Genomic DNA, 12,160 nt, shown 5'->3' with positions numbered 1-12,160 from the left:
TTATTTTAATGGAGTTCATTCTCGTTTTATGGAAGTTGATTAGTCGTTTAATAAAATTTTTTTCACTAACTCAATAAAATATTCACAACTAATGAACTTAAAGATTGATTTAAATAAAAAATCCAGCAGGTTTCCCTACTGGACTGGTTGTAAGATTTTCTTTGATTCAGCGACTTGTTCAGTGATCATCGTTTTGATATTTTGTCTTTCTACTAAAATTTTATATGAATCTTTCAATTGGCGATCGAGGTCACCTAGTGTTTCTACTGGTTCACCTCGTAATTTTACCCACATATCAATAACTTCAGTGCTATAATCAGTCAAACCAAGGTCGAATAAAATGAGCTCGATTAAACATGAATCTTCTAATTGGTTAGCTTGATCTAACAGGTCATTTAATCGCGAAATCTCTGCTTTTGCTTGAATGATTAACAACCCGCTTTGATGACGTGGCAATCTGTTCACCACCCATTCTCTACCTAGAAGACCAAGGTTAATAAATTCAATCAACTTATTTTCAATTAAATAATCTTGAACTACAGCAATAGAAGTTTCATACTTCATAGTGGCCCTCACCTTCGCTAGTTTACGTCTGATAACTGCAAATTTCTTATGATCTCCGACAAGATATTGAGATAACTTCCTAACTTCTTGCACAATCTCATCAGTCATTGGTTCGCAATCCAGAATCTCGCAAATATTATTAAAAGCTTCTTCTGCACCTTGATTTACACTTGAAGATGTTTGAAGGGATAATTGATAGTCTGTGTTTTTTGCTAAAGTGCCTTCTAAGTTTGTAAACATATGATCACCTCTTAATTATGTAGGAAGCCAACTCGCGGTTGACTCCCGTCTTGTTAGGTTTCTTAGAAGTTATTGATAATCTCAGTGAATGACTGGTAACCGTCGTTATCACGATTATTAATAACATTTTCTGCTGCGTTAAGTTGCCCCGTTGAATCTAAGTTATCGTATTCTTCTATTCCTAGCGCTTCAAGTGCAACATCTGCTTCATCAACCGTTGTCGCATTGTTAACATCATCTAATAGTGACTGATAAGAAGGGTAGTTTGCGTCACCATTAATTTCATACATTACTGCGTCCTTTACTTCGCCAGTAGTTGAGAATTCAGTACCGTCATTAGTTACCATAAAACGTTGCGACACATCTAATTGTTGGTCAACTGTTAAATTGTTATAAGCCTCAACATTTAACCCTTCAAGTGCAGCATATAGTTCTTCAACTGTGTTTGCATTGTTAACTTCAGAGACTATTTGTTTAGCATAATCATCTATAATCATATTATAAGAGTCTAAAACTGTTTGCTGTGCTTCATTTAGATTATCCTCAATAATATCGCCATTTTCATCGACACCAGTTACTTGCTCAACAAACCAAGTAAGCTCATCGATTTCTTCTTGAGTTGTATCTACATCAACTGTAAATTCTTCTAACGCAACTTCTGCATTCGTTTCATCAATTTCTGCCTGAATGTCTGCAGATGTTTCAATATCACCACTAAAGTCGTATTGGTCTAGGTTTTCTTCCATGACATTTTCATAATTTTCTAGTGCATCTAATAATTCTTGATCAGTCGCAGCGTCAAGCACTGGCTGTACATTGTCAGCAAAGTCCTTTTGTGCCTCGTTTACTGAATCAATAACTTCTTGAATTCCGTCAGTTGAGTCAACATTTGCTTCAACCATTGCTTCAAAATATAATTCAGCGTTAGCCTCTTTTACTTCAACAAATGGCGCTTGGTTAAGTGCCTCATATAGTTCAGATGCTGTTGTTGCATCTTGAACATCAGTAACAATATTATTAACTTCAGACCAAACTGTATCTAAACGGTCTTGAAGATTTGATCTTAAATCAGAACCTTCCGGAAGCATATTTACTAACTCTTGAGCATCCTCGTAATCAGATTCTAGTAAACTGTTTTCAAATGCTTCAACCGCACCTTCTGCCATCACTTCTAATTCATAATCCACTGTGAATGCAAACTCTTTACCATTATAGTCGACACGAATATCGTTCACGCCTTCTTCAAGTGGTGTATCTAGTTCGTATTCTACAATTTCACCATCACTATAAGAAACCTTAATCGTTGATTCACCGACAACTTCAACTTTTTCTACAATTACGTAACCCTCAGGTTTTTTAAGCTTGCCACCAAAGTTAAAGTCAGCACGAGCTAGTAGTGCCGCAAAGTGTTGACGCTCGAAGTCAGCATCAGGTGCGTACATATTATTTCCAACACCTGCGATTAATCCATTTTGATAAAGTGCTTTTAGAGAATCTTCATACCAAATTCCTTCTGGTACATCTGTAAATGGAAGATCTTCACTTGAATCATATTCTAACTGTTCTTTAAAAGCCATATGAACCATAACTGCTAATTCTGCACGAGTTAATTCATAATCTGCATTAAAATGTCCATTAGAACCTTGTACGACTCCCGCATCTGTTAGAGCAAGTACAGAATCAGCATACCAATCTGTATAATCAACATCACTATAAGGATTATCAAATTCTTTTGTTGTATCGACATCTAGTAAGCTTGCTACAGCTACCGATGCCTCAGCACGAGTTAAACTTCTTTCTGGGCGAAACGTATCATCTGCTTCATACCCATTAAGAACTTGAGCTTCTACAAGTGCCATAATCTGGTCATAATACGGATTGCTCTCATCTAAATCTGTAAAAGTATCTCCGTTTGTATCGGCAGACACTGCTGCTGGTGCCAGGGCCGAGGCCATTAATGCTGATGAAGCCGATACTGCCACAAACTTACGATTCTTGTTACCCATAAAGAAAATTCCTCCTTGAAATATTGTTAATTAATTTATATTTGAAATCTATCAAAACGATAGATTTTCAAAACACGAAAAACTATGTAGAATTCTTCGTTGATTTAACCAAAATTTCCACTTTTTTCTCACATTTGGTGTTTACCCACTAAATTTTGCTATAAACATATCACACTATATTGAGACGTAAGTCCTAAATTATTTTCACCTATTAAAAAATCATAAAAAGACTCGAGAATCCTCTCGAGTCCTGTTTCAAAATATTTATCTTGTACAATGTTCGCCAGCTTCCACTTACACTTGATATTTTTCGTAATGATTGATAAAACAATTCAATCAAACGTTTGATTGATTTCTTCTCTAATCATGTTACTCTCCTCGTCTTTGAGAACGAGCCATAATTGCGTGATACCTGCCATCATCAATACACCCGCGCTATTAATTAACACATCCATCATTCGTCCATCACGGGAAAAATAAGGCTGCAGCACTTCTGACAGAAGCGCAACCAGTAGACTGAGCATTACCGCCCGTTGAACATGATTAGATAAATAAAATATATGTAAAAATAATAAGGCAAATATGCAAAAATGACCTATTTTTCTCACAATCAAATCCTCTCTCAACCAATAAGCTTTAAAAAACTCAAACTCAGGTTGAAGAACGAACTGGAAATCTAAAACATTATACTTTAACAAGTCACTCAAACTTGCTGTAAATAGCATGACAAACATTAAGCTTCCCAATAATATTAAGGCAAGAATTCTCACACGCAATCTTCCTTTCTCAAGTTGCTAATGCTCAGCCTTGCCATTAAAAATACATTTCATTCAATCAAACAAATTTTTCGACAAAATTTAAAACAATGTTTGACAATTTTCTGAATATGTTTTAATTTATTTGTAAGCGTTTTTACAAAGTAGGAGACTTAATAATGGTTTCATCAAAAGATGTAGCAAAACTCGCTGGCGTTTCTCAGTCAACTGTTTCTCGAGTACTTAACAATCCTGAGAGCGTTGGAGAAGCCAAGCATGAAAAAGTCATTAAGGCTATGAAAGAATTAAATTATCGTCCGAATGCTATTGCAAGGTCCTTAGTTAAGAAGCAAACGAAGTCCATTGCACTAATTTCAGGACCCATTCACAATCCTTTCTTTGCGGAAACCACAACGTATATTGTGAATTACTCGAAACAAAGAGGATATAACACAAACGTACATTTTGAAGTATTTGGCGATAATACATCGGTATTTAACGATGTAATCGAAATGCAGGTCGATGGAATTATCTTGTCCTCCATTTTGATGGACGATTATATTTACGACGACCTTAAAAACTTAAATATTCCATTTGTGATGTTTAACCGAAAGCATAATGAACCAGGGAATTTTTTCGAGATGGACAACCTGTTAGCTGGCCAACAGGCAACCGAACATTTACTGGATCTAAACCATAAAGATATTGTTTGGATTGGCGGGCCATTAAACATGTCGACGTTCTATGGTCGTTATGAAGGTTTTCGTAAAACGATGGAAGAGCAAGGGTTACCTGTGTCAGACCACAACACAAAAATTACTGACACGAGTGAAAATGAAATCCACAACGTCGTCAGAGATTTATTAGCTGAACGAAACAGGCCGACAGCTATATTCGCAGCAACCGATTCCATTGCTATATACGTATTAGATTACTTACTCGAAAAGGGATACAACGTCCCAGAAGATATCAGCGTCATTGGAATCGATAATACCAAACTAAGCCAACATCATTCCATTGAGTTAACCACAGTAGGAATGGACCAAGGAATAAACTTAGGTCAAGTGGCCATAGAACAATTAATTAACGACATCGAAAGTAAGAATCAACACCTGACACAAAAAACTTATCCAACAAAGCTATACAATCGCTCGACCACACGAGCGATTTAATTTAAAGACTAATTTGAATACGTATTCAAAACCACATATTACCAAAAGGAGTGTTAACATGCTTGATTACAAAGGTTATTTAGAAAAACTCACAAAATTTAACGAGAATACGTACCCTCTAGTGAATCCTCATTTACGAGAGGAAATCATGCAGATTCCAGAGTGTTCAAATGAGCAGATGGAACAAGCGATTAATGATGCTCATGAAGGGTATAAAACGCTAAAAGGTTTAACGTCATACGACCGTTCAGAAATATTAGATCGCGCAAGTAAGATTGTGTCAGACAACAAACAACTCTTTGCAGAAACAATCTCTAAAGAATCAGGTAAACCAATTAAATTCGCACTCGGTGAAGTTGGTCGTACTATCGAAACTCTAAAATTCGCCGCAATCGAGGCCAGAAAACTAGAAGGTGAATCGATCCCACTTGATGCTGCTCCTAATGGAGACGGGCGCGATGCTTACACGATATATCAGCCAATCGGTGTAGTTGGAGCGATTACGCCTTTCAACTTCCCTTTAAATCTAGTTGTTCATAAGGTCGGACCAGCAATCGCAGCCGGAAACTCAATCATAGTAAAGCCCGCTGAGAAAACGCCGCTCTCTTCTATTCTATTAAGAGAAGCATTAGTCGAAGCAGGTCTTCCAGAGAACGCCTATATCGTCATAACAGGTGATGGTCCAAGACTCGGAAAAGTTTTACTAGAAAGTTCCGTTGTTAAGAAGATTACATTCACAGGAAGCCCACAAGTCGGTAAGCTCATAAAATCACAAGCTGGCCTGAAAAAGGTAACGCTTGAGCTCGGTAATAACTCAGCGTTATACATTGATGAAAGTCAAAAGGATAAATTAGAAGCGATTGCCAAGCAAGCTGTTAATGGCGCTTTCGCCTACAACGGACAGGTTTGCATCAGTACTCAACGAATCTATGTACACGAAAACATTAAAGAAGACTTGATTACTCATTTAAAAACTCAAGCTGAGAAGTTAACTTATGGTGACCCATTAGATGAAAATACGGACTTAACAGGATTAATTGATGAAAAATCCCAGCACCGTATTCTCGAGTGGCTAGATGAAGCTGAAAAAGCTGGAGCTACCATCATCTCAGGTGGCGAAAAACTAGAAAACAGTATTCAACCAACCATTCTGGAAAACGTCCCTCGTGATGCGAAGATCTCGTGCGAGGAAGTGTTTGGCCCTGTGGTTCTATTAAACACTGTTAAAGATTCTGACCAGGCTTTAGAGGAAATGAACGATAGTCAATACGGCTTAAACGCTGGTGTGTTCACATCAGACCTGGCACAAGCTTTAAAATTCGGCCATGAATTAGATGTTGGTCAAGTACTCATTAACGACGTACCAACTTTACGTTTTGATCACATGCCTTATGGCGGACGTAAAAACTCTGGCTATGGACATGAAGGGGTTAAATACGCCATTCATGAAATGACTAACCTTAAAATGATTAGTCTAAATTATAAATTTTAGGTGATGCCCATGTATACCTTATCCATTTCAAATAAACAGAATCTACCGGAGGATTATCAGTTACTCTATTATCCCTATTCCATTACGGAATGGGAGATAGAGTACAAACCTCTCCCCTTCTCTAAAAAGAGAAAAGAAAAGATTCGTATTGTAACTAATCTATTAAGGAAAGAAACAGCATTTTTCGAACTGCCTTTTACCGAATTGAAACCGCTTTCTTCAGGTGGAGACTCAATCATTCCTCAAGAAAACTATTCCGAAGATAAGCGTGAAGAGGTAGCCCAGGAGTTTATTAGAAACTATTACATTCACAAGAAAAAGATTTGGTCTTATCCAGCAGTCAATTTTATTAATTCTTATAAATTATATGTACCTTACGCGATCTACGAAGACACAAAACAAGACTTTGTGCTACATGAACTGTATACAGACTCCAAAGAACCACTGACCAAGCATAAAGAATTAGCACATTACGTGAATTAACTCGAATTTTTAAACTGGTCATTCTGAATATTGTGATTGAAGTAGAAAAATATCTACTTTAAATAAATACCCTCGCGAATTTGGAGGACAAACTGAATTGGAGGTGAAATTATGACATTTATCTATATCATCATCGGTGTCATGTTAACCACATGGATCGGGATGGCTCTTGTATTATTCAAAACTAATCTTCTAGATAAATAGGAAGTTAAGGGGGAGTAAAAAATGGACAATAGTGTAGTTATGTATTCTTGGATTTTTATGGCAATATTTATAGGTGTTATGTTAATTATGGGTTATATCGGTATGAAACGTACTCATAACTCAGAAGACTTCGCGACCGCGCGTTCAAGCTACGGTCCGATAGTGATTGCATTAGTTATTAGTGCAGGTATTTCGAGTGGTTCTACATTTATGGGGATGCCTGGTTTAGCTTATGATTTAGGGGCACCAAGTTTATGGTATCCACTTCTATATCCTGTTGCTACTGTAATTGGTATGTTATTCGTAGCCAAAACAATTAAGCGCTACGGTGACACGTTTGGAACGCGTACGATTCCAGAATTTATTGGGGACCGTTTTAATAGTGAGTTTTTAAGAATTGTTTTAACCATCATTTCAGTTCTATTAATATTCTACGTTGTATCACAGCTTGTAGCTGCTGCAACAATGTTCCAGATGATGATGGGTGTTGACTACTCAGTAGGTATTATTCTGACAGGTATCGTTCTTGCGATTTATGTATTTATGGGTGGTTCTCACTCAGATATCCTGACTGACTCGATTCAAGGTTTCTTAATGGTGATTACAGCACTAGTTGTTGTCGTTTGTTTCGCCTTTTCGGTTGGAGTTCCTGGTAACTTCGGAGATATGATCAATACCATTAGTGAGCGTAACCCAGCAGGTGGTTTCGACAAACTATTTATTCCTGGAGATGCAACTTACGGAAGTATCTGGTTAGTGGCATTACTATTCGTTGCCCACTTACCGTTTGCGATTTTACCTCACTTAGGTAATAAATTCTTAGCCGTAAAATCAAATAAAGATATGAAAAAGCTGATCATGTACTGTACGATTTTCGCAACGATTCTACCGTTAATGGGACTAGGTGGTATGTTAGGAATTGCAGTTCTTGATCCATCCCTGGAATTACGACCAGACGCAATTATCCCGGTACTATTTACGGAAATCTTCCCGCCAGTAATCGCTGCATTTTTAGCAGTAACAGTACTATCAGCGATTATGTCAACATCAGATGGATTAATCGTTTCATTAACACAGTTAATTGCGAACGATCTATTTCGTAAAACAATCGTACCACGTATCAATATGAAGAAAGAAAAAGCTGAAAAAATCGAACTAGGTTTAAGTCGTTACTCTACATTTGTTGTGATTATCGCAGCAGCAGCATTCGCTTGGAATCCACCACAGTATCTATCAATCTTCATGTGGATTGGTATCGGTGGTATCGTATCAGCAACAGCTGGACCATTAGTCGTTGGTGCTCTATGGAAGCGCGCGACACGTACAGGCGCAATTGTTTCACTACTAGCAGGTACGATTTCATACTGGGTCATTTACCTTCCAATCGGCTTTGACGTCAGCAACCCATTTGCGGCTGCCGGTTCAGGTGTTTTGATTGGTATGATTACCATGTTTATCTTTACTATTGTGACAACGAAAAAAAATGAAAATAACGTGGAAATGCACTCAGCATCATAATTACATCATTTAGGAGGCTAACAGAATGAATGCATTCATTACACCACAAAACATTTATCACGGAAAAGACTCAATCAACCAGTTGAACAGTATTATTGAAGAACTTCAAGTTAGCAAAGTTTATGTGTTAACCGATCCTATATTAGAAGAACTAGAAGTGATTAATCCGATTTTGAAAATATTAGATGGGCAGAACGTCAAATACCAAGTCTCAACAAACGTGGTCCCAGAACCACCGGTTAATGTTGGAAATGAAGTTCTAGAAGATGTTAAAGCGTACGATCCCGACCTAGTTCTTGGTATCGGTGGCGGAAGCGCGCTAGACTTAGCCAAAGCATCAGCCGTTCTTGCAGGTCATGAAGGTACAGTTGAAAATTACCTTAACTTATCAGGCGATAAAAAATTAGAATCAAAAGGTATTCCTTCTGTCCTCATTCCAACTACAGCTGGGACAGGTGCTGAGATTACTGACATTGCGGTTTTCTCACTTGAAGATACAAAAGATGTCATCACACACAAATATCTATTAGCTGATTATGCGATAGTGGATCCAGTTTTAACGTATACCTTACCACCTAAAGTAACAGCAGCAAGTGGTGTTGATGCGTTAACACACGCCATTGAAGCTTACACATCTGTTAATGCTACGCCGATTACAGATGCATTAGCATTAGATGCAATGAAGCGTATTTTAGGGAACTTAAGAGAAGCCGTTTGGAATAAGAAAGCTTATGATGCCAGAAATGAAATGTCACTCGGCAGCTTAATCGCAGGGTTAAGCTTCTACAATGCCGGTGTAGCTGGCGTGCATGGGATGGCTTATCCGTTAGGCGGACTATTCAAGATTCCACATGGTGAATCTAATGCCGTTCTACTGCCGTATGTTTATCATTACATCTGGCCGTCATGTCTAAATAAAATGGCAACGTTAGCTGAAGTGTTTAACGTATCAACTGAAGGCAAAACAGACCGCCAAATCGTGCAAGAAATCGTACAAGGATTATATGACTTAGTCGTTGACGTTGGACTCCCAACAAGCATTTCAGAATACGACATTACTGAATCAGATATTGAAAAATTAACCCAAAACGCAGTTAAGCAAACAAGATTACTAGCAAGAAGCCCAATGCCATTAGGTGAAAACGAGATTCGTGAAATCTTTGAACATGCCTATAGAGGCTGGGAATAAAAATGAGTGAGGCTCCTGCAGAGGCGGGAGCCTTTCTTATTGGTTTTTATGGAGTTTGAAGTCATATTAATAGAGTTTAAAATTCGATTAATAGAGTTTAGGGTCTTTTTAATTGAGTTGATTTACAGATTAATGGAGTTGATGTTTTTTATAATGGAGTTGAGATTAATAATAGAGTTCAATGCTCGAATAACGGAGATCAGCTTTTGAATAATTGAATTTGAACCTCAATTAATGGAGTTACAATCCTTATTAATAGAGTTTTGCTTCCGATTAAAGCTATTTTATTTTTTATGGAGTTTAACACATGAATAATAGAGTTCAGATCCTGAATAATTGACTTGATCGTTCATTTAATGAAGTTTGACTCCTTTTTAATAGAGTTTATTCCCCTATTAAAGAAGTTTAACGAAGGATTAATAGATTTTTTATTTTATTAATGTTTAATCTCCATTCAATCAGGGTATATACACTAAGTTACAAATCGTTCCAGAACAAAATTAGCCAAACTTTACCAATTAACCTATAATATAACTAGAGTACATAAGATAAAGGATGTCAAAATTGAACAATTACATTTACCGTTTATTCACAGATCTAGATGGGCAACTCTATCGTATTGAAAAAGCTGAATACATAAGTACGTGGAAAATGAATGTATCATTATTTCTAGCAACGATTGCGATCTACATATGGATGGCTTGGCTTGGTATGGGCTCAAATCCGATTTCATCAACACTTCATGCCACAACACCTGGAGTTTTTAATGCCTTTAAATTATGGTTCATTGCAGGCCGCGGACTTTTCGCAATTATTTTCGCTGGCATCATTCTCTTTTTAGTCAGTTACATATTCTATTTATTTACAAGCATCCCTTATAGAAAACTCGTCATTATGCAGCAGGTCGTTTTAGTCGTCTTATTATTTGAACGTCTATTATGGATTCCACTATTCGTGTTTTTGGGGCTCAATTGGTATGTCTCACCTTTCTCATTAGGCGTTTTAGCTTCATACGTCACTGACTTTGAACTAGTCATTTACTTCTTTGGTGCAATATCGATCCTTCAAATATGGATTATGTTTTTTCAAGTGAAATATATGTACCGCCTGCAGACATTAGCGCTTGATAAAAGAAACATCTGGTGGATTGTCATCGCTTGGCACATATTCACATACATTTTAGTCGCAACACTAAGCTATTACGACGAAGAATTATTGTTTGGGTGGTTTAAATCATGAGAAAACTAATCATAGCATCAACTCTACTGTTTATATTGACCAACTGCATCCTTATTGTCATTGCCGATTATGATCAAGTCGATCGCATAACTTACGTAGATGAACTAGATTATGCGAAAGTGATGGATGTGCGTGAAAACCTTATGCAGGACGGAATTTTAACACATGCTGCCTCTGAACCTATTTATTTTGACTCAGACCTTGGAAGTTTTGAAGGCTTTTTAGTCGAAAAAGGTGCAAGCGTTGAAGTTGGCGATCCGCTCTACGTATATTCAGTCGCTAATTACGACCAAACATTCCGCAAACTAACGAGTGAAATCGACCGATTGAATGACGAAATCAATGCACTCGACATGATTATTATGGAAATGGAAAGCTATCGAATCCCTAACAATGGCGATTCGACTCAGGTTACTTTTAGCGATGAGGAAAATGAATACGAATTCGACATTCCTAACGAAGGTCAAATAGAAACCGAATTTGAAAAGGAACAATTCATTTTACAAAAAGAGTCCGAGCTCGCAAGTAAAGAAGCTGAACTCAGCAGTCTACAGAACCAATTAGCTGAGCTCGAATCGACAGGTGAAAGCATCACAGTTGAAAGCCCAGTTGCTGGTGTCATCAGTCAGTTATCGACGTCACTTGAAGACCCACTTTTAACGGTTAGTAGCCTTGAGCTACAAGCCTATGGTGAACTGCCAGAAGAACAGCACCCTTTGGTTAAAGAAGGTATGAAAACTCAGGTGATTACTGAAACGGAAGCAGGAACATTAGAAGGTACTGTCTCAGATGTCAGCACCGTCCCAGAAAACGGTAGTTTAGAAACCAACAGCAATTATCCAGTGAATGTTGCCTTTAATGAAAATGCTGACACATCACTATTAAGCCCTGGTTACCACGTGGCTCTGGATATTACTCTAAAAGAATCATTAGATGCTACTGTTTTAAAAGAACATCAGATCTTTAACCAAAACGTTTGGAAGTTAACCGATATAGGTACGATCGAATTCACCCCTATTGAAACAGGTATTCACGGTGAACCATGGGTTGAAATCATAGACGGATTAGAAGCTGGTGATTATGTTGCTTACGACCCAGTCGAACGGTTCCGCAACCAAACGACTTTTATCACATCACTCGAACCAGAAAAACTCGCATGGTACGTGATTCAACCAGAAAATATTACTTGGAGAAAATATCTCTCTATGGGATTAATGGTTAGATAAAATTAACCTCTTTGTGAACTTTCACAAAGAGGTTTCCTTTTTAAAGTAACCTGTAGCAAAACCAAGAAAACA

Annotated in this window: 10 protein-coding genes; 7 read left to right on the top strand and 3 right to left on the bottom strand. The window is 37.5% G+C overall.

The genetic code is table 11. The annotated features are described in order from the left end of the window. Positions 1–135: 135 nt before the first annotated feature. From E3U55_RS14235 to E3U55_RS14225, 3 genes are all read right to left on the bottom strand, one after another. Entirely contained in the window at positions 136–804 is a 669-nt protein-coding gene (locus E3U55_RS14235) for a hypothetical protein (protein ID WP_134341155.1), read from the bottom strand. Positions 805–866: 62 nt separating this feature from the next. Continuing rightward, positions 867–2,810: an S-layer homology domain-containing protein gene (locus E3U55_RS14230; RefSeq protein ID WP_134341154.1), complete on the bottom strand. Its 1,944-nt coding sequence runs from the start codon at positions 2,808–2,810 to the stop codon at positions 867–869. Between the two features lie 332 nt (positions 2,811–3,142). After that, a complete protein-coding gene (locus E3U55_RS14225) occupies positions 3,143–3,580 on the bottom strand; it encodes a VanZ family protein (RefSeq protein WP_134341153.1) in 438 nt (145 codons plus the stop codon). Positions 3,581–3,744: 164 nt separating this feature from the next. Between E3U55_RS14225 and E3U55_RS14220 the strand changes: the two genes are divergently transcribed. The 7 genes from E3U55_RS14220 to E3U55_RS14190 all read left to right on the top strand — a co-directional run bounded on the left by E3U55_RS14220 (position 3,745) and on the right by E3U55_RS14190 (position 12,088). Next, positions 3,745–4,737: a LacI family DNA-binding transcriptional regulator gene (locus tag E3U55_RS14220; protein WP_134341152.1), complete on the top strand. Its 993-nt coding sequence runs from the start codon at positions 3,745–3,747 to the stop codon at positions 4,735–4,737. Between the two features lie 58 nt (positions 4,738–4,795). Further along, positions 4,796–6,229: an aldehyde dehydrogenase family protein gene (locus E3U55_RS14215; protein WP_134341151.1), complete on the top strand. Its 1,434-nt coding sequence runs from the start codon at positions 4,796–4,798 to the stop codon at positions 6,227–6,229. Between the two features lie 9 nt (positions 6,230–6,238). Beyond that, entirely contained in the window at positions 6,239–6,712 is a 474-nt protein-coding gene (locus E3U55_RS14210) for a hypothetical protein (RefSeq protein WP_134341150.1), read from the top strand. 225 nt (positions 6,713–6,937) lie between these two features. Next, positions 6,938–8,434 (top strand): sodium:solute symporter family protein, encoded by a 1,497-nt coding sequence (locus E3U55_RS14205; RefSeq protein ID WP_134341149.1) that lies wholly within the window; start codon positions 6,938–6,940, stop codon positions 8,432–8,434. Positions 8,435–8,459: 25 nt separating this feature from the next. Further along, entirely contained in the window at positions 8,460–9,623 is a 1,164-nt protein-coding gene (locus tag E3U55_RS14200; protein ID WP_134341148.1) for an iron-containing alcohol dehydrogenase, read from the top strand. Positions 9,624–10,178: 555 nt separating this feature from the next. Continuing rightward, on the top strand, positions 10,179–10,862 hold the full coding sequence (locus E3U55_RS14195; protein WP_134341147.1) for a hypothetical protein: 684 nt from the start codon (positions 10,179–10,181) through the stop codon (positions 10,860–10,862). Further along, positions 10,859–12,088: an efflux RND transporter periplasmic adaptor subunit gene (locus tag E3U55_RS14190; protein WP_134341146.1), complete on the top strand. Its 1,230-nt coding sequence runs from the start codon at positions 10,859–10,861 to the stop codon at positions 12,086–12,088. Before E3U55_RS14195 ends, E3U55_RS14190 begins: the two co-directional genes overlap by 4 nt. Positions 12,089–12,160: the final 72 nt, after the last annotated feature.

This window comes from Filobacillus milosensis (assembly GCF_004402015.1).
GTDB classification, from domain to species: domain Bacteria; phylum Bacillota; class Bacilli; order Bacillales; family Alkalibacillaceae; genus Filobacillus; species Filobacillus milosensis.
This window is presented reverse-complemented; position numbering and strand designations above follow the sequence as displayed.